Here is a 24,226-nt window from a genome sequence, read left to right as displayed (position 1 = left end):
CAATGGCAAGAATAGTGGCATATGGCTATCAACCTATCACACGTTATTGAAAAAAAAGCGCTTTTTATTTTTGATTGTTGCCTTCCTGCTCCACTCAATACGTTGAATCGGTTTGTGGTGAGCCGGGTCCGCAGCAGGTGCTCGCCTGCCTGCGGGGCCGAGGTGACAGTTAAAGTCAGAATAGCCACAGGTGTGCTCACGTCCAGTAATGAGCAAATTCATTGCCAACTTATTGGGCCGACAAGAGCCGGCGCCCGCGCTTATTTCTTCTTTTGGCCTAAAGCCGCAGCCCGAGCGGCCGATGCCCTTGAATGACATCAGGTCTAAAGGACGAACCCATATGGTCGGCAGCATCAACAACCTGGCATCCAGCCTCAATATCCAGAGTGCACCCGGCGCAGCAGGCAAGGTCACCGCAAAGGCCCCGGACAACACGGCAGTGAGTGATGCTGGTGCGGCGGCTACGGACCAGATAAAGCCGCGCGCGGCCAGAGACGCCAATGCAGCCCCGCCGGCTGACGACAGCGATGACAGTTCGGATACGGTCAAACAGCTGAAAAAACAGATCGCGCAACTGCAAAAGCAGCTCATGCAGCAGATGCAGACACTGCAAAGCATTCAGGCCAGCGACCAGAGCGCAGACGCCAAGACTGCCGCCGTCGCTGCGGCCCAGGCCCAGGTCACCGCGACCACGGCCGCGTTGCAGGCGGCGACAGCGGCCTTGCTGCAGGCACTGACGACCCAGGGCAGTAGCGGCTCGGGCTCGATGGTCAGTACGTCGGCCTGATCCAGCCTCTGACGCTGTAGCCGTTGACGAGTAGAACGAGGCTGCGTTCGGCGACGAAGCCGTCGCAAACCCGGCAATCGCGGTCTATCCGAGATACCGCAATTGAAGGGTTTACGACGGCTGAGCAGCCGCGCTCCGCTCGTAGCGGCTACAAGGGCGTATGGCGTATCAACAAACCGCCGTCATGCCCGGCTCAGCCGGTACAGGGTCCAGCCATAGAACGCCAGAGCCAGCCCCGCGAGCGAACCGCCCGCCAGCCCGATGTAGGCGAAACCCAACTGGCCACCCACCCAGCTCCCGAGCAGCGCACCGCCGCCGATACCGATGTTGTAGATCCCTGAAAACATCGCCATTGCCACATCGGTCGCATCGGGTGCCAGCGTCAGTACTTTGGATTGCAGCGCCAGACCGAAGCCCATGATCGCCATCCCCCAGACAATGCTCAGCACCCCCAGGGTTTCAATCGTGCCGCTCGCCGGCCACAGCAACAACAGGCTGAGCGTGAGCAACCCCACCGCCACCATCAGAAAGCGCTGCGGGCTGTACTTGTGAAACCAGCTGAAGCACAGCGAACCAATGATCCCGGCACCGCCGAACAACAGCAGAATCAGCGTCACCATGCTGCCGCTCATGCCCGCCACGCCCTGCACAAAGGGCTCGATGTAGCTGTAGGCCGTGAACTGGGCGGTCACCACGACGGCCGTCAGCACATAGATCGCCACCAGCGCCGGGCGCTTGAACAGAATCGGCAGGCTTCTGAGGGAGCCCGAGTTCTGGCTCGGCAGCAACGGCAAGGTCTTGGTCAGCCAAAACACCAGCAACGCGGCCAGCCCGGCAATCACGACAAAGGTGGTGCGCCAGCCCATCGCTTCGCCCAGCAAGCGCCCCAGGGGAACCCCCATCACCATCGCCAGTGACGTACCCGTGGCCAGCAAACCCAGCGCTTGCACCTGCTTGCCCTCTGGCGCCAGACGCACCGCCAGTGACGCGGTGATGGACCAGAACAGTGCATGGGACAACGCTACCCCGATCCGGCTGAGCAACAGGATGCCGAAGTTGGTCGCCAGGCTGGACAGCACGTGGCTGGCGATAAACAGCCCGAACAATACCAGCAGCAACTTGCGCCGTTCGACGTTGCGCGTCATCAGCATGATCGGCAGCGAGGCCAGCGACACGACCCACGCATAGATCGTCAGCATCAGCCCGACCCGTGACGCAGGCAGGTCGAAGCTGCTGCCAATGGCGGTCAACAGACCCACAGGCACAAACTCGGTGGTATTGAACACAAATGCGGCCAGCGCCAGTGCGATGACCGGCTGCCAGTTTGCGTGGGATGCAGAAGTGGGGTTGCTCATTTAAGGGGTGAACTACTCGCTATCGATGATTTGACAGATCCATGACTCGACCGCACTTGCTGCCAATGCTGCATACACAACACGTGCCACTTGAAAGCGTCTTGAGCCAGAACCACACGGGCGGCATTCTATAGTTTTCTCAAACGCCTGCTGATGAACATCAGGCGTCCAGCCGAGGCATTTAGCCGCAGGAACGCCAGTGGCCGGCAACAGCTTCAGGTTTTCGAGGGTGAACGCAACACTATCTCGGTAATCTCGGCCGCACGCCCCAGACGAATCGGGAAACCGTTCCACAGACCTGTGCCGTTGCTCACATACAGACCCATGCCATCAACCTCATACAGCCCCGACACAAAACCTTCATTGGCCCACTTGGCGAGTACATGGGGCCCAAGAATCTGCCCGCCGTGGGTATGCCCCGACAACTGCAAATCAACGCCCTGCCCTGCATTGACCACTGCGCCGGTAGGGCGATGGCTCAGCAAAATGACCGGATCGCCCTCAGGCGCCCCCTTCAAGGCCTGCACCACATCCGGCAACGGCAGATCAAACGGCTTGGCGGCCTTGTCGGTGATCCCGGCCAGTACCAGATCGCGCCCGTTATGGGTAACCAGCACATGCTGGTTGAGCAGCATGTTCAAGCCTAGCTGATCGAAGGCCGGCAGCCAGCTAATGTAGTCGACGTAATATTCGTGGTTACCCGGGATCGCGAACACGCCATACCGGGCGCGCAGATGCTGCAAGGGCCGGATATCGTCTGCACGGGCCTGGGGCGAACCGTCGGCCAGATCGCCGGTAATCAGGATCAGATCCGGCTTCAGTGCGTTGGCCTTGTTCACCACACCCTCAAGCCAGGGTGCTTGCAGCAGTCTGCTGGCATGCAGGTCAGTGAGCTGCACAATGCGCAGGCCATCGAACTCGGCGGGCAAGCGCGGCAACACAATTTCCAGGCTTTTGACGTCCGGCACACGGATGGCTTGCCACACCCCCACCGCAGCCAGGCCCATGCTGATCACGGCCAGAACTGCGCCCAGTTGACGCCAGGCGAGCAAGGCCCGACCTTTTTTGCGCGACAGGGCAAAGACGGCTACCCCGACAACATCCCTGATCAACATCAGCAGCCCCATCAACACAAGGCTGCCGAATGCCCAACCCAGCACCGTGAGCACCACACCTGGCACCTCGGGGGACGCCATGCTGCCAAAGAAAGTGCGGGTGACCAGATGATGCTCGGCAATCAGCAACAGCAGTGCCCCCAGCAGCACTTTGCCGAACTTGCTCCAGGGTTGCGGCCAGATAAAACGCCAAATGACATACACACTGATTAACGCGGTGACGATATGAAACATGCTCGCTCCTGCTCAAGGCTGCGAGTACTCGATGCAATCGCAGCTGCATTTTTAACAGATTCAAGAAGCAGAACCTTCTTTTTGAATACAGGGACTAAAACAACGCAAGGTTGCAGGATGGTTTGCTACACGACCCATTCAAAACAAGGATCAACCCCTCAAGAGGCCCCCTGATAACCTTTCGCATGCCGTACAGAGTCAGCCAACCAAATCCACCTGAGCCAGGACCCGACCGATCATGCCGAAAAGCGCGTGATCCGCGAGGCAAGCCAGATACTTGGGAACAACCTGCAAGGATGCGTGATCTACGCCAGCGGCCACCCGTGTCCGATGTGTCTGGCAGCAATGTACTTGAGCGACGTGTCCAGCGTGGTGTACGCGGCCAGCAACCAAGTGGGCGAACCCTTTGGGCTCTCAACAGCGGCTATCTACGAACAAGTGGCCCTGCCACTGGATCAACAGCGCATGCCGATCACCTACCTGGCGCATAAGGACATGCCGACCTTGTATCAAGACTGGCGCAGAATGCAGAACGACAAAATCATCTGAGTCAGCCGGCAACGGTTATGCACCCTTCGCAGGTGCATGACCCTAAGGCTGTAGTCGAACCCCCGCTCCTGCGAGATCAAGCGCTCAGCCAGCCTCACCATCCCTTTCGGGCCACCGGCACTTTAATCAAACCGATACAACGGGTTTGTTTAGAGCAAACCCACCTCAGGATTCAAAGGTTTGAATCCTGAGCCGGCCGGGTTGTCTGTTATTAAGGTTCGATGCAAAACAATAATCGACCCTCAAGGAAGACCCGCAATGCCAACCACTCAGCTTACTCAGCCCAAGGGCGTCCTGGGGTTGTTCTGCCTTGCCAGCTATTTGTTGTCGGTGTCTTACGGCACCACGTTTTTACTGGCCATGATGCTCAGGGCCCAGGGCGGCAGCGAGTCGGATGCGGGCACGATCATCTCGGCCGCGATGCTCAGCACCTTTTTGGCGGTGATTTTTTCCGGACACCTGACCGATCTGTTCGGTGCCCCAAAAGCTATTGCCGCCGGGGCGCTGCTGCTGGCTGCGGCGTGCCTGGGTTTCGCGACGGTGCCGGGGTATGGCGCCGCCGTGCTGGTATTCGGCCTGCTGCTGGGCTTTGGCTGGGGCGTGTTTTACACCCTGGGCCCGATTATCGTGACCATGATCATTGAGCCCGCCCGACGCGTGAAGTACTTCGCCTTGTTGTCGGGCTGCATGATGAGCGGCATCGGTACCGGCCCCTTGATCGGGCGCGCCGCCCAGGCGCTGGGCTACCCGGTGCAATCGGCCTTTCTGGTAGCGGCCATCGCCAGTTTGCTGGGCGGCGCCGCGTTTGTGTGGCTCAGCCCGATGATCAAGCGCCAGCACGCCACAGTCGGCCCCGTCAGTGTATGCAAAATCACACCCCGGGCCGCGCGTTCGGTGCTGCGGTCCAAAGCGGTGTTCGCCATTGTGATGGTTGGTCTGGGTGGTGCGATTTTCGGCGGCCTGTCGAGTTTTCAAACCTCGTACGCCACGCTTAACCACCTCGATTACTCGCTGTTCTTCCTCGGTTTCATGAGTGCTGCCATCGCATGCCGCCTGCTGGTCGCAGGTTTTATCGTCAAACGTGACCCCTACCTGATGGCCTGCGTACTGAGCGCTTTGATCGTGGCTTCAGTGGTGATGTTCATCTTCGGCGTAAGCTCTTCGGCCACTTATTTACTGGCAGCCATCACACTCGGGGTTGGCTACGGCCTGACGTACTCGGTGATTAACGGGCTGGCCGCCAACGAAGCGCCTGCCGGGCAGACGGCGCAGTCGTTGGTGCTGTTCAGCCTGTCTTATTTTATCGGGGTGTTTGGCTTCCCGTGGCTGGCCGGGTACATCATCGTCAACAACGGGATGCCGACCCTGCTGTGGGTCATTCTGCTGATTGCCCTGTGCAACTGGTCGATTACCGCAGGCCGGCTCCTGTGGCGACGCAAGGTTCAGACGCTCCCTGACAACCCTGCCAGACCTCGCGCATCAGCTCTTTGAGCAGCAGCGCTTCGGCCCAGCGATCGGTAAGTTCATAACCGTCCGCGCCGGTGATGGCATAGGGCGGCGGCCCCAGCTCGCAGGTAAACGACAGGCTGTGCGGCGTGTCGCTACGGGCCAGCCAGTCTTCTATCCCGTACTTCCACCAGCCCAAAAACCGCTCCAGCCAGGGCCTGTGCTGAGCGAAGCTGATGGCAACCTGGACCTGTTCGCAACTGGCTACCCGCCCATGAAAGCCCCAGCTGCGACGCAGTATGCTGTGGATCAACAGGTCATCTTCAGCTGTAGCCACCGCCGGTATTTCACGCCCCACCACGTAGTGGGACAAGTCAGCCAGCAGCTTGAGATCAGGCATTTCAGCCAATAGATCAAGGGTAAACAGCAGGTCGTTGGTTAGCCGGTAACGGTGGGTTTCCAGCAGCACCGGAAAGTCCACTTGCTCGGCCAGACGCTGCCACCCTTCAGCCAGTCTGATCGCCTGCGACAACGTGCGCGGGCGGACGTCGGCTTGCAGCGTGAGGTGGTGACAGCCAAAGCGCGAGGCAACGTCGAGTGCCGCTGCCAAGTCATCCACGGTGCGCGGGAACACCTGCCCTTCAATCTGCAAGCCCCTCGCCTTGGCCGCGTGATGCAAGCGCCCGGCCTGTGGTGCGAGCCAATAATGGTCCGTGACGCCGTCAAAACCCGCCGCAACAATCCTGTCCAGCTGAGCCTCCAGCGGCAGGTCGCATTGCCCGTGATGATCCTGCATCGCCCACAGCGATTGAAACACCAGAAATTCGCGCATCTCAGCTCCTCAGCAATTGTTTGAGCGACACCGCGCCGTCAGCCAACATGCCGGACTGGAGCGGGGCTTGGCTGGCAATCAAGCGCTCACACAGCTTGATATCCCTGGCGCAGCTGCTGCCCTGCCCCCAGCCGCAGGCACCTTGCAAACGCTGTTGCCCATCGAGATAAAACAGCAAAAATCCACCGTCCGAAGTAGCCCGGCTGGCACTGGGCGGGGTACTGGCAATCACGCCCACAGTCTGCAAGCCCCAATCGTAATGGTCGGACCAAAAACCGGGAATGGCCTCGAAGGGCAAGTCGGCGCCCAACAGATTCAGCGCCGCGTGACGAGCCTGATGCTCGGCGTTGCGCCAGGTTTCCTGACGCTGGAAATCGCCTTGCGGGTGCAACCGAAACTCACACACATCACCCGCCGCATATATATCCGCCGCGCTGGTGCGCAGCCGGGCATCGACGCGGATGCCCTGCCCCACCTCAAGTCCGGCGGCCTGTGCCAACTGCGTATTGGGCTGCATGCCAATCCCCACCACCAGCACATCGCAGGGCAGCAGCTGGCCGTCGACCAATTGCACGGCCTCGGCACGGTCAGTGCCGAGTACCGCTTCAATGCTCACATTCAACCGCACCTGCACTCCCTGGCGGCGGTGCATCTCCAGCAGCACGCTGGACAGGCGCTCGGGCAACACGCGCCCGGCCAAACGCGGGCCGGCTTCCAGCACGGTGACCTGACAGCCCAGCGTGCGCGCCGTCGCCGCCACTTCAAGGCCAATAAACCCGCCGCCGACAATCACCACCCGCGCACCGGGCCGCAACCCGGCACGCAGGGCCAGCGCTTCATCATGGCTGCGCAAATACAACACGTTAGTCATCTGTGCTGGCACATTGGGCAAGCGCCGCGCCCGGCCACCCGTGGCCAGCAACAAACGCGCATAGGGTTGCCAACTGCCGTCCGCCAACTGCAATCGATGTTGTTGCGGGTACAGAGCCTGCACTGGATTGGCGACCCAATGTTCAATCGCCAGTTCGGCCAGTTGAGCGCCGTCACACAGGCTGATGCCCGCCAGATCCGTCGTGCTCTGCAGCAGCCCCTTGGACAGCGGCGGGCGCTCGTAAGGCGCATGGGGTTCATCGCCGATCAGGATCAGGCGACCGTCATAGCCCTCGGCACGCAGGGTCAAGGCGGCCCGCCCTCCGGCATGCCCGGCACCAATAATGACCAGTGGCGCGTCCACGGGAGTCATGGCCCGACTCCCAGCAGCAAGCGACCCGCCTCGACCCGCACCGGGTAGGTTTGGAGGTTGACGCACACCGGTGCGCCCAGGGCCTTGCCGGTGCGGTAATCGAAGCGCCCGTTGTGTTTGGGGCACTCGATCACATGTTCCATCACCAGCCCGTCGGCCAGGTGGATGGACTCATGGGTACACAGCCCGGCTGTGGCGAAAAACTGGCTGTCGGCTGATCGGTACAGGGCATAAGTGCGCGGGCCATGGTCGAAGCGCATCACATCTTCTTCGTCGATATCGTCCACGGCACACACGTCGATCCATTGATCGCTCATGATTTTTTCCTCGCAGTTTTAAACACTAGGGTCTGTTGACGTTTCGTCGTGGTCGCGCCGATAGTCCATGTGGTGCAGGGCTTGAGAAGGGAACAACCATTCCCTTCGCCCTGCGCCGTGCCTGGCAAAATTTGACCCAGCGACGCGGCTCACAACGAAACGTCAACAGACCCTAGTTGGCAGGGATGACGCGGGGTTCAGCCTGGGTGCCGGGCGTGGTGGCGGCCTGTGCCACCGTGCGATGAATAAAATAAGCCGGATCTGTGCGCTGCCTGAGGATCGTCGGGATGATTTCCTCGAAGGCCGCCAACAGGTTGGGATAAGGCGCCGGGCAGTCACTACGGATCTCGGCGTGCAACTGCGCCAGCGCGTGGTAAGGCACCATCGGGAACATGTGGTGTTCAAGGTGATAGTTCATGTTCATGTACACAAAGCGCAGCAGCGGGTTCATGTAAATGGTGCGGCAGTTGCTGCGGTGATCGAGTGTGTCCTCGGCCAGGCCGACATGCTGCGACAGGCCAAACAGGTACGACAGCCAGGCGCCATAGAGGCTCGGCAGCCCGATAAACATCAGCGGTAGCCAGCTTTGCAGGTACAACGCCGAGCCGATCACCACGGCATAGATAACCAGCCAGATCCGTGCAGTGGTGATTACCTTGGGCCACTCGGATTCGGGGATAAACGTCTTCTCGTCATCGGCCATCCGCCCTGTCGCATGGCGGCAGACCGAGCGCAGGGTTTTGTACGCGTGAGGCAGGTTGAACAGGCTCAGGGCCATGCGCCACAAGTGCGGCGGACGCGGTTCTACAATCTCGGGATCGCGCCCTACCACGATGGTGTCGGTGTGATGCCGGGTGTGGCTCCAGCGCCACACATCCGGTTCAAACAGGCACATGAAGCTCGCCACCTGATACACCGCATCGTTCATCCAGCGTGTTTTAAACGCCGTGCCGTGGCCCATTTCATGCCAGCGGGCATTGGACGCGGTGCCGTACAGCACGCCGTAAGCGATGAAGAACGGGATGCACGCCCATGAACCCCAAAACCAGTAGCCGCCAAAGCCGGTGGCGGCGAGGGCCAGGATCCACAGTGCGGTATCGTGCAGGGCCGGACCGTCGCGGCGCTGCATCAGTTCTTTGAGGCGTTTGCGCGGGATCGGGCATTGATACCAGTTGGCCGAGGCCAGGCCCTTTTCCACCGCGTTGGCGGCTTCGGCACCGGTCAAGCTGTAGTCCCGACGCACGGGTGGGGTTGAATGAGGCATGAGGGAGTCTCCGCGAGCTTGATTATTGTTCTGGGTACAGGTGCATATCGCTGGAGAAAATATAGGGAGCGCCCCCTCGGCCCTCAAGGCCTTGAATAGATTCACTATCAAGCTATCATCCGGGCTCAATGCGACTTGATAGTTTTCTATCAAGGCATTTTCCAGGGCTGGCCATGAACAACAATAAACGCCCGACCATCGCCACTGTCGCCGCGCATGCGGGCCTGAGTGTCGCCACCGTGGACCGGGTGCTCAACGCCCGTGCACCGGTCAACGCCGAGACTGCCGAGCAGGTGTTTCAGGCCGCCGAAGCGGTCGGTTATTTTGCCGCCCGCCTGATCGGCCAGCGCATCCGCGAGCGTCGCCCGACCTACCGTTTTGGCATTTTGTTGCTGGGTACCGCCCAAGCGTTCTACGCCAACCTGGCGGCGGCCATCACTGATGCGGCGCAACGTCAGGCCCAGGCCAACCTGAGTTGCCACTTCGAGTACGTGATCGACCGCACCCCCGGCGCCATCGTCGCCCAGATCGAACAATTGGCCGTGCAATACGACGGGTTGGCAGTGGTCAGCTTTTCACATCCGCTGATCAATGCCGCCCTTGCACAGATCAGGGAGGCCGGAGTGCCGGTGATTGCATTGCTGTCGGATATTCACGAGCAAGGGCTTGAGGCTTATGTCGGCCAGGATAATTACCAGGTCGGCCGCACCATGGGCTGGTTGCTGGCCCATACCTGCAACGCGCGCAAGGGCAGTGTCGGGGTGTTGCTCGGCGGGCACCGTTTTCTCGGGCATCAGGCGCGGGTAGAGGGCTTGCGCAGCTATCTGCATGAACACGCACCGGGGCTGCGGATGCTCGATGCCATGATCAACCTGGACAACAACAATGTGACCGAAGAGGCAGCCCTGGAACTGCTGGCCCGGCATGCCGACTTGCGCGGCTTGTGCGTGGTGGGCGGTGGTGGCGACGGGATTATCAGCGCGTTGGCGCAGCTGCCAAAACGGCCGGCGTTGTGCAGCATTTTGCCGGAGTCCACAGCGTTGTCGCATCAGGCCCTGGAACAGGGCCTGATCACCCTGGTGGTGGACTCCCAGCCACAGCTGATCGCCACGGCGCTGATGGACTTGCTGGTGGAGCTGCAAACGGCGCCGGCGTTCGACCCGCTGCGGCATCGCATTCATGTGCCGTTGCAGATCGTCACCAGTGAGAATGCCCAGCGCCTCAGGCCCTCACCCGCGGTGGGAGCATGAGGGGCTTGTGACTTTGATGATTCAAGGCAAATTGAACGGCGTGACAATCTGCACCTGGGACGACGCAAAAGTCCCCGCTTTCCACAGCCGGTGAAACTGCAAAATATGCAAAAACACATGCCGGGCATCGATCTGCAAATTATGGTCGATGACCGCCGCCATTTTTTCCTCAGCCAGCAATTGACGATTTTCTTCGTCCAGATCGTGGCCAATGAATACCGCCAGCGGCCGCCCAAGGGCTGCAAAGGCATCGACTATCGCCCGATTGCCACCGCCCACGCTGTACACCGCTTTCAAACGTGGGTAGGCCTTTAACGCTTGAGTCACACGCGCAAAAGTCGGCTCGTAAACACCAAAACCCTCGCTGATATCCAGCACCTGCAAGTGCGGCGCACGACCGCGCAGCCATACGCGAAAGCCCATTTCACGCTCTTCTTCGCCGCGAAAACGCTCACTGCTGATGACCACCGCTACCTCTTGCGGCGCCGTGTCCAGCCAGCGGGACAGCAGGTACGCGGCGGTTTGCCCGGCATTGCGGTTGTCCATGCCAACGTAAGCTATGCGCTTGCTCTGGGGCAAATCGGTGACCAGCGTCACCACCGGGATACCCGCAGCGACCAATTGATTCACCGCCAGGTTGATCAGCGGCTCATCGGCCGCCTTGAGCACAACGCCCTGACTGCCCTTCTCGGCGCAGCGCACAAGCAGGTCGTGCATCTGCTGCGTACTGATCTCTTCGAACAGATGAAAGCGCGGTGCAATGCGGAACGGCGCCATGCTCCCCAGTTGCGTGGTCAGGGCCTCCTGCACGGCCTTACTGAAGCGCCTGGGCGTGTCCATGATCACATCGACATAAAAGGTACGCCCCACCGCCAGGCCGTTTTTTTCCTGTGCCTCCAATTCGTCCAGCGCCTGTTCGATACGTCGCCGGGTCTGGTAGTGAACGCTGCCGCGCTGATGCAGTACGCGGTCAACCGTGGCTTTGCTGACCGCAGCCTGCGTGGCGATTTGCTTGATCGAGAAGTGCTTGGCACGGCTGAGCATGGGAGTGGGTACGCCTTGCGACTGAGGTTTTTATGAGGTCTTTTCGGGCTATCGTGAGGTGATCGCAATGCTAGTCTCGGTTTCACGAGGTGTCACCCGATGATCTCGACAACAATAAAAACCGCAGGAGCCGTTCATGTCCGAAGCCGATTTCTCCACTCAATTCGCAGGCCAGTTTTTCGTCGTCACCGGCAGCACCCAAGGCCTGGGCGCGGCGGTCGCGCAGACCCTGGCACGTCGGGGCGCCGCAGGTTTGATCATTTGCGGGCGCAGCCGTGACAAAGGCGAGGACCAGGTGCGACAACTGGCGCAACTCGATTGCCAGGCCTTTTTCGTCGAAGCCGACATGGAGCGCGTTGAAGATTGCCGCGCCGTGATCGCCGCCGCCCGCGAGCATTTCGGCAGCCTGCATGGCCTGGTCAATTGCGCCGGCATGTCAGATCGCGGCAGCATCCTCGACACCTCCCCGGAGCTGTTCGACCGCATTTTTGCGGTCAATGTGCGGGCGCCGTTTTTCCTGATCCAGGAAGCCATCAAGCTGATGATCAGCCGGAACGTGGAAGGCAGCATCGTCAATATCCAGAGCGTCAGTGGCCATGGCGGGCAATCATTTCTCTCGGCGTACGCGACCTCCAAGGGCGCACTGGCGATCCTCACCAAAAACGTGGCCTTCAGCGCCCTGCGCAACCGGATTCGGGTCAACGGCCTGAACATCGGCTGGATGGACACGCCCCACGAAGACCAGATCCAGCGCGAGTATCACGGCGCGCAAGAAGGCTGGCTCGCCGACGTCGAGCAGAGCATGCCGTTCGGGCGCCTGCTCAAGCCTGCCGAAGTGGCACGCAGCGTGGCGTTTCTGCTGTCCGGCGAGTCGGGGATGATGACCGGCGCGGTGATTGATCTGGAGCAAGGGGTAATGGGCTGCGGTGACGGCTCGACCCCGCGGCCCGAGGCTGCGCTGACACTGGGTGCGGCATGACCCCCCTCGCCGCCTTTGTACGGGCCGACACGGTGGCGCTGGCGGATTTTGCAGCGCTGTGCGAGCAGACCGTCGACCCGGCGGACTACCCCCATAGCCGCGAGGTGCAGCGCAAGGTGGTGATTTATCACGCCGACACATTGCGCCAGGCCCTGGCAGGCGATCCAACGGCGCTGAAGAACGAACTGCATCATCTGTTCCGCCACGGACCGGGAGTCATGGTGGTGCGTGCGGCCTACAGCGACCCCGAGGTGATCGATCGGCATAGCCGCGTGCTGGCCGCAATCCTGGCGCAGGAAGCCCGGCAAGGTCAGGCCGCAGACCACTTTGCCCAGGCCGGAGCCAACGGCCGCCTGTGGAACTCGCTGCAAAAAACCGCGCTGCAATCCCCCGACTCGTTTATCGAGTACTACGCCAATCCGCTGCTTGGGCTGATTGCCGAATCGTGGCTGGGGCCGCACTTTCAGATCACCGCCCAGGTCAATGTCGTGCACCCTGGAAGTCAGGCACAGCAGCCTCACCGCGACTATCACCTGGGTTTCCAGACGGTGGACGAGGTGGAGCGCTATCCGTTGCCACTGCAGGTGATGTCGCAGTATTTGACATTGCAGGGGGCGGTTGCCCACACCGACATGCCGCTGGAAACCGGGCCGACCCTGCTGCTGCCGTTTTCGCAACAGTACGACCTGGGGTATCTGGCATGGCGGCGCGAAGCATTTAACGACTACTTCCAGCAGTACGCAGTGCAACTGGCACTGAACAAAGGCGACCTGCTGTTTTTCAACCCTGCGCTGTTTCATGCCGCCGGGAGCAATATCACCGCAGATCGGCAGCGCATGGCCAACCTGCTGCAAATATCCTCGGCGTTTGGCAAACCGATGGAGAGCCTGGACCGCGACCGCATGATGCAAGCGCTTTACCCCGCCCTGCTCAAGCATCTGCAACAGGGTGAACTGGATGCCCGGGGGCTGGCGGCCGTGATCGCAACGGCGGCTGACGGCTATTCATTCCCCACCAACCTCGACACCGATCCACCCCTGCACGGCATGGCGCCGCAGACCGGGCAGCAGTTGATGCTGCAAGCCCTGACTGAACGCTGGCCGTATCCGGTGTTTGAACAACAGGTCAGCCTGATGCGCAGCAAGCGTCAGGCGTGATCGTCCGTTGTCTTTCCCAGGGGAATAATCTGCGCACTGCCATGCCGAACCCCGCGTTCGGCCATCACATGACGCGCCAGTTCCGACACCTCCCCCACCGTCCCCTTGAGCACCGACACCTCCATGCACTTGCCCTGGTCAAGATGCACATGCAGCGTCGACAGGGTCAGGTCATGGTGCTCATGAAAGGCCGTATTCAAACGTTTGGAGAGCTCCCGCGTGCCGTGGTCATACACATAACTCAAGGTCGCAACACAGGCACTGTCAGAGTCACCCTGCTCCGGCTCCAGCAGCCCGGCACGCAGTAAATCGCGTATCGCTTCGGAGCGCCCCTGGTAGCCGTGGGTGCCCACCCGCTCATCAATGGCAGCCAATAAAGCATCGTCCAGCGAAATAGTGACCCTCTGCATCTAATCAGCCTCGCAGTTATGAACTTTTGACATAGACTTCATACCCAGCATCTGATCAGGCCAATAGCCATCAATTGAGGGAGACGCAGTGTGAAGCAGTCACGGACGAAACAACAGCTGGCCTTGTGGATGATTGGCGTGTGCCTGAGCGCGGGCCTGTCCACAGCACGGGCTGCCGATCCGGCACCCACCCTGACCTATTCCTGGCCAACCAACGCCGGTCCTCTGGACCCTCGCGGCTATTCGCCAAACCAGATGTACGCCCAGGCCATGGTCTATGAACCGCTGGTGCGTTACACCGCCCGGGGCACGCTTGAACCCTGGCTCGCCACGCAGTGGAGCGTGTCGCCGGACGGCAAGACCTACACCTTCACCCTGCGCGACGGTGTGACGTTCAGTGATGGCAGCCCGTTCAATGCGGCCGCCGCCAAGGCCAACCTTGACGCGGTGCTGGCCAACAGCAAGCGCCATCAATGGATGGAACTGGTCTCGACCCTGGAGCGCGTCGAAGCCCCGGCCGAGCACACACTGGTGCTGGTGCTCAAACACCCTTACTACCCGACCCTGATGGAACTGGCGCAAGTACGCCCGCTGCGGTTTGGCGCACCTGACGCCAGACCGGGCACGCCGGTGGGCACCGGGCCCTGGGTGCTGGCGCAAACCCGGCGCGGCGAATACGACCGCTTCGAGCGCAACGAGGGTTACTGGGGGCCAAAACCGGCCTATGGCTCAGTCCTGGTCAAGGTCATCTCCGACCCGGACAGCCGCGCCATTGCCCTGCAAACCGGTGAGATCGACCTGATCCAGGGCGCCGACGGCGAAATCTCTCCGGGTACCTTTGTGCGTCTGCGGGACTCGGGTTTCAAGACCGCCATTTCCGCACCGCTGGCCACCCGCACGGTGGCCATGAACACGGGCCTGGCGCCGACCAATGAGCTGTCAGTGCGCCAGGCGATCAACCAGGCGGTGGACAAGGACGCCATCATCGCCAAGGTGCTGCATGGCCAGGAACCCCGCGCCGATGCGCTGTTTGCCAGCAACATGCCCTACGCCGACCTTGGCCTCAAACCATTGCCCTACGACCCCGAACAGGCGAAGAAGACCCTTGAAGCCGCCGGCTGGAAACTCCCGGCGGGCAAAACCGTTCGCGAAAAGGACGGCCAGCCCCTGAGCACCGAACTGGTATTTCTGGGCCCCAGCGCCCTGCAAAAAAACCTCGCCGAGATCATTCAGGGCGAACTGGCCAAAGTCGGTATCAACGTCAAGTTGCGCGCCGAGGAAGACGGCTCACTGGTACAGCGTCAGCGTGAAGGCCGCTTCGGCATGATTTTCGCCGACACCTGGGGCGCACCCTATGACCCGCACTCGTTTGTCAGCTCCATGCGCTACGCCGGCCACGCGGACTATATGGCCCAGCGCGGCTTGCCGATGAAGGACGCGATAGACCACAAGATCGCTGAAGTGCTGGGCGAAACCCGTGAAGACAAACGCGCCGGGGATTACCGCGAAATCCTCACCACCCTGCATGACCAGGCGGTGTACCTGCCGATTTCACACCTGACGGCCATCAGCGTCAGCGGCAAAAACGTCGATGACGTGCAATTCGGCAGCACCTTGTTCGATGTGCCGTTCGAAGTGATGCGCCCAACCCACGGGGAGCCATAAGCCATGCTGCGCTATATCATCCTGCGACTTGTGCTGCTGATCCCGGTGCTGCTGGGGGTGTCGCTGATCGTCTTTGTGCTGCTGCACCTGGGCAACGGCGACCCGGCGCTGGACTACCTGCGCCTGTCGCAGATCCCGCCGACCGACACCGCTCTGGCCGAGGCGCGCCATGCGCTGGGCCTTGACCGCCCGCTGCCCGAGCAATACATCACCTGGCTGTGGAATGCCCTGCATCTGGACTTCGGCATCTCCTATATCACCGGGCGCCCGGTACTCGACGACATCCTCTATTACCTGCCCGCCACCCTGCAGCTGGGCGGCCTGGCCCTGCTCACAACTCTGGTCATGAGCATTCCGCTGGGCCTGGCGGCGGCCCGCTGGAAAGGCCGCTGGCCCGACCAGGTGGTGCGCTTTGTCACCTTTATCGGTGTATCCATGCCCAACTTCTGGCTGGCATTCCTGCTGATCGCCCTGTTCTCGCTGTGGCTGGGCTGGTTGCCACCGATGGGCCGCGGCGGCCCGCAGCATTTGTTGATGCCGGTACTGGCGATTGCGCTGATGTCGATGTCGATCAACGCCCGCCTGCTGCGTGCCAGCCTGCTCGACGTGCGCCAGCATCGGCATGTGTTCTACGCCCGGGCCCGTGGCCTGAATGAAAAACGGGTGTGGCGTGACCACATCCTGCGCAATGCCTGGATGCCGCTGGTGACCGCCACCGGCATGCACATTGGCGAGTTGCTGGGCGGCGCACTGGTGATCGAAACCATCTTTGCCTGGCCCGGCGTCGGGCGCTTCGCCGTGAGCGCCGTGCTCAACCGCGACTTCCCGGTGATGCAGTGCTTCACCCTGCTGCTGACCACTCTGCTGGTGCTGTGCAACCTGGTGGTGGACATCTGCTACGCCTGGCTCGATCCACGTACACGTCTTTCGGGGGTGATGGCATGAGCGCACTGACTGCGACTTTTACCACCAGAAAACACGGGCTGCGCATCGGTTATGTGCTGGTGGCCCTGCTGCTGGTGATGGCACTGTTCGGCCCCTGGCTGGCGCCTTACGACGCCACTCTGGTGAACCTTGACGATCGCTTGCTGCCCGCCAGTGCCAGCCATTGGCTGGGCACCGACCATCTGGGGCGCGACGTGCTCTCGCGGCTGATCGTCGGCACGCAACTGTCCCTGGGCAGCGTGGTGCTGGTACTGGCTCTGGTGCTGGTGCTGGGGGTGGTCATTGGCGGGATTGCAGGGATCGTCGGCGGCAAGGTCGACATGGTCCTGATGCGCCTGTGCGACATGTTCCTGACCTTTCCGACCCTGGTGCTGGCGTTCTTCCTGATTGCCTTGCTCGGCACCGGCCTGACCAACGTCATCATCGCCATCGCCCTGTCCCACTGGGCCTGGTATGCGCGGATGGTGCGCGGCATGGTCCTGGCCCAGCGCAACCGCGACTACGTGCTGGCCTCGCGACTGGCCGGGGCATCACGCCTGACCCGCCTGCGCCAGCACGTGATGCCCAATGTGGTGGGTCAGTTGCTGGTGCTGGCATCGATGGACATCGGCCACATGATGCTGCACGTCTCGGGCTTGTCGTTCCTCGGTCTGGGCGTGAGCCCGCCGACCCCGGAATGGGGGGTGATGATCAACGATGCCAAGGAATTTATCTGGACCCAGCCGCAGCTGTTGCTGTGGCCCGGCCTGATGATCTTTATCTCGGTCATGGCCTTCAACCTGCTGGGCGACGCGTTGCGCGACCGGCTTGACCCCAGCGTGCTGGCGGAGATCAAGGAATGAAGCACACACTGGCGATTCGCGACCTGACCCTCAAACACCAGCAACGCACCCTGGTCGAACGGGCCGACCTGACCCTCAGGGCCGGTCAGGTGCATGCACTGGTAGGCGCCAGCGGCTCGGGCAAATCCCTGACCTGCCTGGGCATCCTCGATCTGTTGCCGCCCGGCGTCCACAGCAGCGGCGCGACCCTGTTGCTCGACGGGCAAAAGGTGGAGCCCGCGCAACTGCGGGGGCGCGAAGTGGCACTGGTGCTGCAAAACCCGCGCAGCGCGTTCAACCCGGTACGTTCCCTGCGCCAGCACGCCCTCGAAACCCTGCAGACACGGGGCATTCGCGGCACCGGGGCCGATGACCTGATCCACGCCACCCTGCACGAAGTCGGCCTGCACGATGCCCCCCGGGTGCTCGACTCATTCGCCTTCCAGCTCAGCGGCGGCATGCTGCAACGGATGATGATCGCCCTGGCCCTGCTCGCCGACAGCCGTTTTTTGCTCGCTGACGAGCCCACCAGTGATCTGGATGTTGTGGCCCAGGCGCGGTTTCTCGACCTGCTTGAACGGCTGGTGGAGCAACGCAACCTGGGGGTGCTGCTGATCACCCATGACATGGGGGTTGTGGCGCGCTGCGCCGATCAGGTCACGGTCATGGCCCACGGCCGGATCGTCGAACACGCCGATGTGCACACGCTGTTCCATGCACCGCAAAGCCAGGAAGCGCGCACGCTGCTGGCAGCGCATCACTCACTGACCCTGGAGGGCTGCGCACCATGAGCTTTATTCAAGTACGCGACCTTGAGCACGGTTACACCTCGGGCGGGCTGTTCAGCAAACGGCACCGGGTACAGGTGCTGAGCGGGTTGAATCTGGACCTGCACAAGGGCCAGAGCCTGGGCCTGCTGGGAGGCAGCGGCAGCGGCAAAAGCACCCTGGCCCGTTTGCTGATCGGGCTGGAAACCGCCGATCAGGGCAGCGTCCTCTTCAATGGCCAGCCAGTGCAGGATCAGCCGTCGTTTTTGCACAGCGTGCAGATGGTGTTTCAGGACGCACTCAGCGCCTTTAACCCCCAGCGCAGCATCGGCTGGAGCATTGCCGAACCCTTGCGCCATCTTTCGCAAATGCCCCCCCACGCGTGCAAGGCCCGGGTTGAGCAACTGCTGCAACAGGTCCGGCTTGAAGCCGGCGACATCGACAAACTGCCGGCGCAACTGAGCGGCGGCCAGCTGCAACGCGCCGGCATCGCCAGGGCCATGGCGATCGGGCCGCAGCTGATTATCCTCGACGAAGCCCTGTCCAACCTTGATCGGGTGCTGCAAGTACAGATTCTGGATTTGCTGGCAGAAGTTCGGCGCGAGTCGGGTACCGGTTTTTTGCTGATTACCCATGACCTGAGCCTGGTGCAGCGTTTTTGCCAGCGGGTGGTGGTATTGGCCGACGGCCAACTGGTGGAAGACCGGGAAGTGACGCCGCAGATGCGCTTCACCCATCCGGCAGCGCGGACCCTGCAAGAAGCGGTGCTGCCGGCGATGCCCAGGGCCAGGAAAGTCCTCGAGCCAGAGCTGCAGACCTGAAGCCACTGATACCCGCAAACCGTGGCAGCTGCCTCGTTCCAAGGCAGCTGCTACGGGACTTTGCTCGTTCCAAGGCTCTTGGGAATCGGGCTCAGGTCCCGCTTTTAACCTTGCTCCACACCCGGGTCCGTACCCGTTCGAGTTTCAGTGGCAACGGCTCAAGGGGAAACAGGGTGGCCATCACGTCTTTGCCGGGATAGATCTGCGGGTTGTCGCGGATCTTTTCGTCAATCAGCGCTTTGGCATCCAGATTGGCATTGGGGTACTTGAGGTAGTTAGAGGTCTGAGCAATCACCTGCGGGCGCAGCATGTAGTTGATAAACGCCAGGCCCTGCTGCGGGTTGGGCGCATCGTTGAGCAAGACCATGCTTTCAACCCAGATCGGCGCGCCTTCACGGGGAATGCTGTAACTGATATTTCGACCATTACCGGCCACTTGCGAGGCAGTTTTGGCGTCCTGCACCCCGCCTGCCCAACCCACCACCGCACACACGTTGCCGTTGGCCAGGTCGGTGATGAATTTGGACGAGTCAAAATAGCGAATATACGGCCGCAGCGTCAGCAACAACGCCTCGGCCTTCCGGTAGTCCTGGGGGTTGGTGCTGTTGTAAGGCAGCCCCAGGTAATGCAATGCAATGGGGATGATTTCGCCGGGTGCATCCAGCATGGCCACGCCACACTGGCTGAGTTTGCTCAGGTTCTCGGGCTTGAAGATCAGGTCCCAGGAGTCAACCGGCGCATCCGGGCCCAGGATTGCCCTGACCTTGTCCACGTCATAGCCGACCCCCGTGGTGCCCCACATGTAAGGCACGGCATAGCGATTTCCCGGATCGTTGCTTTGCATCTTGACCAGAATCTCCGGGTCCAGATGCGAGCGATTGGGCAATTGCGCGGGGTCCAGTTCCTTGAGAACCCCGGCCTTGATCAGGTTGGGCAGCAGATCCCCGGTGGCCACGACCACGTCATAGCCACTGCGCCCGGCCATCAGCTTGCTTTGCATCACATCACTGTTGTCGAACACGTCATACATCGAGCCAATGCCGGTTTCGGCCTGGAAGTTTTTCATCGTGTCCGGGGCGATAAAGTCGTACCAGTTGTAGATATTGACCTTGGGCTCGGCCGCAACCGCCTGACCGAGACTGCAACTCAACAGTGCTGCCAGCGCCAGGCGCATCCCCTGTGGTGTCTTCATTTGCCGGCTCCAATCAACAGTTCGCGACGACCGTCTGCATGTTCGAGCTGCTCACCCGAGAGCAACAAACGACGGTCCTTGAGGTAGTCGTACTCACGGCGGGCAGCCTTGATCCGGGTAATATCCAGCGCAACCACATGACGAACCTCTTCACGCCCGGCTTCAAACAGCACCCGCCCGAACGGGTCGACCGCCATGCTGCCGCCCGCGAACACCAGCCCGTCATCCCCTGCCCCGACGCGGTTGACCATCACGGCAAACATCTGGTTTTCCTGGGCCCGGGCCATGAGCGCAGTCCGGTGCACGGGGCCGTAGGGGTCCATATTGCCGTTGGTGACGATGATCAGCTCAGCGCCCAGTTGCCCCAGCGCGCGGCCGGTTTCCGGCAGTTCGATGTCGTAGCAGATCAGCAGGCCCACCCGAACGCCCCGCCACAGCACGGTGGTAAAACGGTCGCCGGGGCAGAAGTCGTCACGCTCGGTTGGCCATAGATGGGTCTTGCGGTACTGCAGCGAGATCCCTTCGGGCGTCACCAGTACCGAGGTGTTGTAGAAACCCCCGTTATGGGCCTCGGCAATGCCCACCACCACACTCACATCACGCTCACGCACGGCCTGCAACACGGCTTGCAGCGTCGGGCCGGTCAAGGGCTCGGCCACCTGCGCCAATTGCTGACCGCCGACAAAACCGGTCAAGTGGGTCTCCGGGAACACCAGTAAATCGGTATCGCCAGCGCAGGTGGCGATGGCGTTCAGAGTACGCGACAGGTTATAAGCGGTGTCGCCGTCACGGCCTGCCAGTTGCACCAATTCAATGTTCATCTCAGATCCTTGCACGGAGGGATGAGCCGAGTATGGTGCGCCCCACAGCGCCAATATATGACTTCGATGGGGTAACACCCAATGGGTAGTGAGATGAATCTGACGCTGCAGGATGTGGCCTGGCACGATGCGATGGGCCGGGTGATCGAAACCCTCGACCAGCCCAATTTCTGGACCGCGCTGGTGCGTTTGCTGGGCCGCTATGTGCCCGTGGACAACTGGGTGGTGCTTGTCTACAGCGCCGGAAAACCCCGGGTGCTGGCCGAATCCCCCGGCGCAGACGGCGGTATGGATTCGCTGTTTCAGGACTACCTCAAGGGCCTGTACCTGCTGGACCCGTTCTATATTGCCAACCGCGAATCACCGCGAACCGGGTTGTTCCGCCTGCAGGACGTGGCCCCGGAATGCTTTGAACAGACCGATTACTATCAGCGTTATTTCCGCCTGAACGTCGTCACCGACGAGGTGCATATCAACGTGCAACTCGACAACGAGCGCACCCTGAGCCTGTCGCTGGGCAGCCAGTGCCGCTTCAGCCTGGAACAGACCGCACTGCTGGGTCTGGTGCAGCCCTGGGTGGCCGCATTGATGCGCCAGCGCCTGATGTTCGAGCGCGAGCCCAGGGAGGCGCCGGAGCTGACACCCAACTGGCAAAGCCGCCTGGAAGCGGCAGCCGAACAGTTGACTACGCCGCTCACCGCGCGGGAAATGGAAGTCGCCCTGCTGCTGCTCAGTGGCTGCTCGAACAAGGAAATCGCGCGCAAACTGGCGATCTCTGCCGAGACCGTGAAGGTGCACCGCAAGCACATGTACAGCAAGCTGGGGATCAAGTCTCAGTCCGAGCTGTTCTCGCTGTTTTTGCAGGCACAAGAGTAAAAAGCACCTACCGTTGCACTTCCTTGCAGTGTAAGTTTAGAAATGTTTTGTTTCATTCATCCCGCACTTCTACCTGACCGACTGCCAAGGAATGCCCCTCGCAATGGATTTTTCTCTCAAGCAACTGGCCGCAGCAACCCTGATGCTGGCCAGCCTCAGCGCGTTCGCCACTTCCGCTCACGCCACGATCACCCCGCAACAGAGCGGCATCATTCTCAAAACCTTCAGTGATCAAAAGGTCACGGATTTCAGGCAGTTCCTGACGGGCCTGGCCAAGAGTGATCTGGCCAAAACCGACAACCTGGGGCCTGCCATCAATGGTTTCCTCGACAACAAGACCCTGTCCGCCGATCAACAGAACGATATCTATCGCCTGCTGGGCCTGTATACCCGGCTCAAGTACGGCAACGCGGCCACCCAGACCCTGCGCGAACTGGTCGCCATCCCGACCGTCAACCTGGACGATGTGCCGCAGTACAAGAACCCCGAGTTCATCAAGATCGGCAACATAATCCAGGACCTGGCCAAGTCCTTCAACCTGAACTTTCGCAACATCGACAACCGTGTCTATGAGATTTCCCTTGAGGGCAATGGCGATGAGGTCGTGGGCATCCACGCCCATGCCGATGTGGTGCCTGTGAGCCCGGAAAACTGGGTACTCAAGGACGGCACCCGACTTGATCCGTTCAAAGTCACCCTGATCGGCGACCGCATGTATGGCCGCGGCACCGAGGATGACAAAAACGGCATCGTGGTGACGCTGTACGCCATGAAAGTGATCAAGGAAGAAAAACTGCCCCTGGCCCGCAACTTCAAGCTGCTGGTGGACACCACCGAGGAAACCACGGGCGACGCCATCCCTTATTACTTCGAACGCAACCCCACGCCCAACTACAACCTGGCGCTGGATGGCGGCTACCCGGTAGTGATTGCCGAAAAAGGCTACGGCACCGTCATGGCCAGTTTTGCGCGGCGTAACGCCGAGGGCCAGGGCGCCGAAATCATCTCGCTCACGGGTGGCCTGGCCACCAACCAGATCCCGTCGACTTCGGTGGCCACCTTTGTCACCGACAAGCCAGCCGAACTGGCCGCCAGCCTGAACAAGGCCGGTGCAGAGTATGCCGAACGCAATGGTGCCAACTTCGAGGTCAACGCCAAGGTGGTCGGCAAGGATGTCGTACTGACCGTTACAGGGGTCAGCGCGCACTCCTCCGAGCCCGAGTCCGGGGTGAACCCGGTGGCAAGGATGCTCGACTTTATCAGCAGCGTTGATGGCCAGATCGCCCTCAAGCACAACCACATTACCGACGCTGCGCACTATGGCGCCGACAACTGGGGGCTGGACTACGAGGGCGGCAAGCTGGGGGTTGGTTTTGCCGATGAGTTCATGGGGCCGCTGACCACGTCGCTGACCTTTGTCGGGCTGGATGACAAGGCTCTCAAGCTGGCGGTCAACCTGCGTGTGCCGAAGGGCAAGTCCCCGCAAGTGCTACAGGCGCAAATCGCCGAAAAACTGGATGCCTGGAGCAAGAGCAAGCAGGTCCCGGTGACCTTCGACTACACCATCGCCGAGCCGATGTACCGCAACCCTGAAGGCGAATGGGTCAAGGCGCTGCTGGCAGTGGCCACCGAGAACCTGGGTATGGAACACAAGTACGGCACATCGGCGGGCGCCACTTCGGTGCATGAGTTGCCCAACGGTGTGCAATTTGGTCTGGCAATGCCCGACGTCAAATACACCGGCCACAACGACAACGAGTTCAAGACAGTAGAGCAGTTCATGCTGGACTTGCAGATCGTGACCGAGATGATGGCGCGTGTCGGGCAGTTGCCAAAACTCTGACACACGCCCTTTTAGCCACAGGTATTGCCAGCCTGGTTTTTGTGGGGGCTGGCTTGCCTGCGATGCGGGCGATCACAGATCCCGCCACCAAGCAGGGCGTACGCCGCCACCCGTAGAACGCCGTGGCGTATCGAATGGGTATGTACGCTGTGTCAGTAACTGCGATACCGGGTACATATCCGGCATTCGCGTTTAACTGAAATATTGGTTTCGCTCTTACCGCGAGTCCCTGCCCTGCCATACGGTCTCCTGTGAGGGGCATTCGCGTTGTTTGTACATTCCCGTGGCTACAGCAAAAGCAAAGGTTAAGGCTTGAAACTGCACACCCCCATGTGGGAGCGGGCTTGCTCGCGATGGCATCGGCGCGATTCAACTCAAATACCGCGCCGCTTGCATCGCGAGCAAGCTGAACTGGTCCAGTAATTTCGGACATTCTTTTCGGTTCTCACGCCGCCATCTTTTCCGCTGCTACTGGAGAGTGGTATCCGTTGTA

At 61.0% G+C, this 24,226-nt stretch carries 24 protein-coding genes; 14 read left to right on the top strand and 10 right to left on the bottom strand.

Going from position 1 to position 24,226, the window contains the following annotated elements; genetic code table 11:
* Positions 1 to 21 precede the first annotated feature (21 nt).
* Positions 22 to 315, top strand: coding sequence for a hypothetical protein (locus tag ACZRMS_RS19820; protein ID WP_463996693.1), 294 nt, complete (start codon positions 22 to 24; stop codon positions 313 to 315).
* Between the two features lie 25 nt (positions 316 to 340).
* On the top strand, positions 341 to 787 hold the full coding sequence (locus ACZRMS_RS19815) for a hypothetical protein (protein WP_463996692.1): 447 nt from the start codon (positions 341 to 343) through the stop codon (positions 785 to 787).
* Between the two features lie 182 nt (positions 788 to 969).
* On the opposite strand, the gene ACZRMS_RS19810 is transcribed toward ACZRMS_RS19815, so the two are convergent.
* Positions 970 to 2,142 (bottom strand): sugar transporter, encoded by a 1,173-nt coding sequence (locus tag ACZRMS_RS19810; protein ID WP_463996691.1) that lies wholly within the window; start codon positions 2,140 to 2,142, stop codon positions 970 to 972.
* Positions 2,143 to 2,357: 215 nt separating this feature from the next.
* The gene (locus tag ACZRMS_RS19805) at positions 2,358 to 3,491 is read right to left on the bottom strand and encodes a metallophosphoesterase (RefSeq protein WP_463996690.1); all 1,134 of its coding nucleotides are present in this window, start codon (positions 3,489 to 3,491) and stop codon (positions 2,358 to 2,360) included.
* A 252-nt stretch (positions 3,492 to 3,743) separates the two neighbouring features.
* Between ACZRMS_RS19805 and ACZRMS_RS19800 the strand changes: the two genes are divergently transcribed.
* Together ACZRMS_RS19800 and ACZRMS_RS19795 are read left to right on the top strand one after the other, a co-directional pair.
* Complete coding sequence (locus tag ACZRMS_RS19800) at positions 3,744 to 4,040, top strand: tRNA-specific adenosine deaminase (protein WP_463996689.1); 297 nt, start codon at positions 3,744 to 3,746, stop codon at positions 4,038 to 4,040.
* 258 nt (positions 4,041 to 4,298) lie between these two features.
* Complete coding sequence (locus tag ACZRMS_RS19795) at positions 4,299 to 5,531, top strand: MFS transporter (RefSeq protein ID WP_463996688.1); 1,233 nt, start codon at positions 4,299 to 4,301, stop codon at positions 5,529 to 5,531.
* On the opposite strand, the gene ACZRMS_RS19790 is transcribed toward ACZRMS_RS19795, so the two are convergent.
* The 4 genes from ACZRMS_RS19790 to ACZRMS_RS19775 form a co-directional block, all read right to left on the bottom strand.
* Positions 5,449 to 6,318: a sugar phosphate isomerase/epimerase family protein gene (locus tag ACZRMS_RS19790; protein ID WP_463996687.1), complete on the bottom strand. Its 870-nt coding sequence runs from the start codon at positions 6,316 to 6,318 to the stop codon at positions 5,449 to 5,451. The two genes, ACZRMS_RS19795 and ACZRMS_RS19790, sit on opposite strands and share 83 nt — an antisense overlap.
* Before the next feature lies 1 nt (position 6,319).
* Entirely contained in the window at positions 6,320 to 7,561 is a 1,242-nt protein-coding gene (locus ACZRMS_RS19785; RefSeq protein ID WP_463996686.1) for an NAD(P)/FAD-dependent oxidoreductase, read from the bottom strand.
* Entirely contained in the window at positions 7,558 to 7,878 is a 321-nt protein-coding gene (locus ACZRMS_RS19780; protein ID WP_463996685.1) for a MocE family 2Fe-2S type ferredoxin, read from the bottom strand. Before ACZRMS_RS19780 ends, ACZRMS_RS19785 begins: the two co-directional genes overlap by 4 nt.
* Positions 7,879 to 8,050: 172 nt before the next feature.
* A complete protein-coding gene (locus ACZRMS_RS19775) occupies positions 8,051 to 9,142 on the bottom strand; it encodes a fatty acid desaturase family protein (RefSeq protein ID WP_463996684.1) in 1,092 nt (363 codons plus the stop codon).
* Positions 9,143 to 9,315: 173 nt separating this feature from the next.
* On the opposite strand from ACZRMS_RS19775, the gene ACZRMS_RS19770 reads away from it, so the two are divergent.
* Positions 9,316 to 10,392: a LacI family DNA-binding transcriptional regulator gene (locus ACZRMS_RS19770; protein WP_463996683.1), complete on the top strand. Its 1,077-nt coding sequence runs from the start codon at positions 9,316 to 9,318 to the stop codon at positions 10,390 to 10,392.
* Positions 10,393 to 10,413: 21 nt separating this feature from the next.
* Here ACZRMS_RS19770 and ACZRMS_RS19765 read toward each other — a convergent pair whose 3' ends face one another.
* Positions 10,414 to 11,436, bottom strand: a complete 1,023-nt coding sequence (locus ACZRMS_RS19765) for a LacI family DNA-binding transcriptional regulator (protein ID WP_463996682.1) — start codon at positions 11,434 to 11,436, stop codon at positions 10,414 to 10,416.
* A gap of 136 nt (positions 11,437 to 11,572) precedes the next feature.
* Between ACZRMS_RS19765 and ACZRMS_RS19760 the strand changes: the two genes are divergently transcribed.
* Both ACZRMS_RS19760 and ACZRMS_RS19755 read left to right on the top strand, forming a co-directional pair.
* Positions 11,573 to 12,415 (top strand): SDR family oxidoreductase, encoded by an 843-nt coding sequence (locus ACZRMS_RS19760; protein WP_463996681.1) that lies wholly within the window; start codon positions 11,573 to 11,575, stop codon positions 12,413 to 12,415.
* Positions 12,412 to 13,572 carry a phytanoyl-CoA dioxygenase family protein gene (locus ACZRMS_RS19755; protein ID WP_463996680.1) on the top strand — a complete coding sequence of 387 codons (1,161 nt, stop codon included), beginning with the start codon at positions 12,412 to 12,414 and terminating at the stop codon, positions 13,570 to 13,572. The genes ACZRMS_RS19760 and ACZRMS_RS19755 overlap by 4 nt, the downstream gene beginning before the upstream one ends.
* Here the strand turns inward: ACZRMS_RS19755 and nikR are convergent.
* Complete coding sequence (gene nikR, locus ACZRMS_RS19750; RefSeq protein ID WP_463996679.1) at positions 13,563 to 13,982, bottom strand: nickel-responsive transcriptional regulator NikR; 420 nt, start codon at positions 13,980 to 13,982, stop codon at positions 13,563 to 13,565. The genes ACZRMS_RS19755 and nikR overlap by 10 nt on opposite strands.
* Before the next feature lie 90 nt (positions 13,983 to 14,072).
* Between nikR and nikA the strand changes: the two genes are divergently transcribed.
* The 5 genes from nikA to nikE are packed head-to-tail and all read left to right on the top strand — an operon-like array spanning position 14,073 to position 19,001.
* On the top strand, positions 14,073 to 15,647 hold the full coding sequence (gene nikA / locus ACZRMS_RS19745; protein ID WP_463996678.1) for a nickel ABC transporter substrate-binding protein: 1,575 nt from the start codon (positions 14,073 to 14,075) through the stop codon (positions 15,645 to 15,647).
* A 3-nt stretch (positions 15,648 to 15,650) separates the two neighbouring features.
* A complete protein-coding gene (nikB, locus tag ACZRMS_RS19740; RefSeq protein ID WP_463996677.1) occupies positions 15,651 to 16,592 on the top strand; it encodes a nickel ABC transporter permease subunit NikB in 942 nt (313 codons plus the stop codon).
* A complete protein-coding gene (gene nikC / locus ACZRMS_RS19735; protein WP_463996676.1) occupies positions 16,589 to 17,434 on the top strand; it encodes a nickel ABC transporter permease subunit NikC in 846 nt (281 codons plus the stop codon). Before nikB ends, nikC begins: the two co-directional genes overlap by 4 nt.
* Positions 17,431 to 18,204 (top strand): ATP-binding cassette domain-containing protein, encoded by a 774-nt coding sequence (locus ACZRMS_RS19730; protein ID WP_463996675.1) that lies wholly within the window; start codon positions 17,431 to 17,433, stop codon positions 18,202 to 18,204. Before nikC ends, ACZRMS_RS19730 begins: the two co-directional genes overlap by 4 nt.
* Positions 18,201 to 19,001 carry a nickel import ATP-binding protein NikE gene (nikE, locus tag ACZRMS_RS19725; RefSeq protein ID WP_463996674.1) on the top strand — a complete coding sequence of 267 codons (801 nt, stop codon included), beginning with the start codon at positions 18,201 to 18,203 and terminating at the stop codon, positions 18,999 to 19,001. The genes ACZRMS_RS19730 and nikE overlap by 4 nt, the downstream gene beginning before the upstream one ends.
* Before the next feature lie 91 nt (positions 19,002 to 19,092).
* Here the strand turns inward: nikE and ACZRMS_RS19720 are convergent, their stop codons facing one another.
* Positions 19,093 to 20,193, bottom strand: coding sequence for a polyamine ABC transporter substrate-binding protein (locus ACZRMS_RS19720; protein ID WP_463996673.1), 1,101 nt, complete (start codon positions 20,191 to 20,193; stop codon positions 19,093 to 19,095).
* Positions 20,190 to 21,014 carry a carbon-nitrogen hydrolase family protein gene (locus tag ACZRMS_RS19715; protein WP_463996672.1) on the bottom strand — a complete coding sequence of 275 codons (825 nt, stop codon included), beginning with the start codon at positions 21,012 to 21,014 and terminating at the stop codon, positions 20,190 to 20,192. Before ACZRMS_RS19715 ends, ACZRMS_RS19720 begins: the two co-directional genes overlap by 4 nt.
* A 93-nt stretch (positions 21,015 to 21,107) precedes the next feature.
* Here ACZRMS_RS19715 and ACZRMS_RS19710 point away from each other — a divergent pair, with 93 nt between their 5' ends.
* Positions 21,108 to 21,890, top strand: coding sequence for a helix-turn-helix transcriptional regulator (locus ACZRMS_RS19710; RefSeq protein ID WP_463996671.1), 783 nt, complete (start codon positions 21,108 to 21,110; stop codon positions 21,888 to 21,890).
* Positions 21,891 to 21,993: 103 nt separating this feature from the next.
* A complete protein-coding gene (locus ACZRMS_RS19705) occupies positions 21,994 to 23,733 on the top strand; it encodes a dipeptidase (RefSeq protein ID WP_463996670.1) in 1,740 nt (579 codons plus the stop codon).
* Positions 23,734 to 24,226: the final 493 nt, after the last annotated feature.

The organism is Pseudomonas sp. B424 (genome assembly GCF_055408345.1).
The sequence above is the reverse complement of the archived record's forward strand: the minus strand, read 5'-3'. Positions and strand labels throughout refer to the sequence as shown.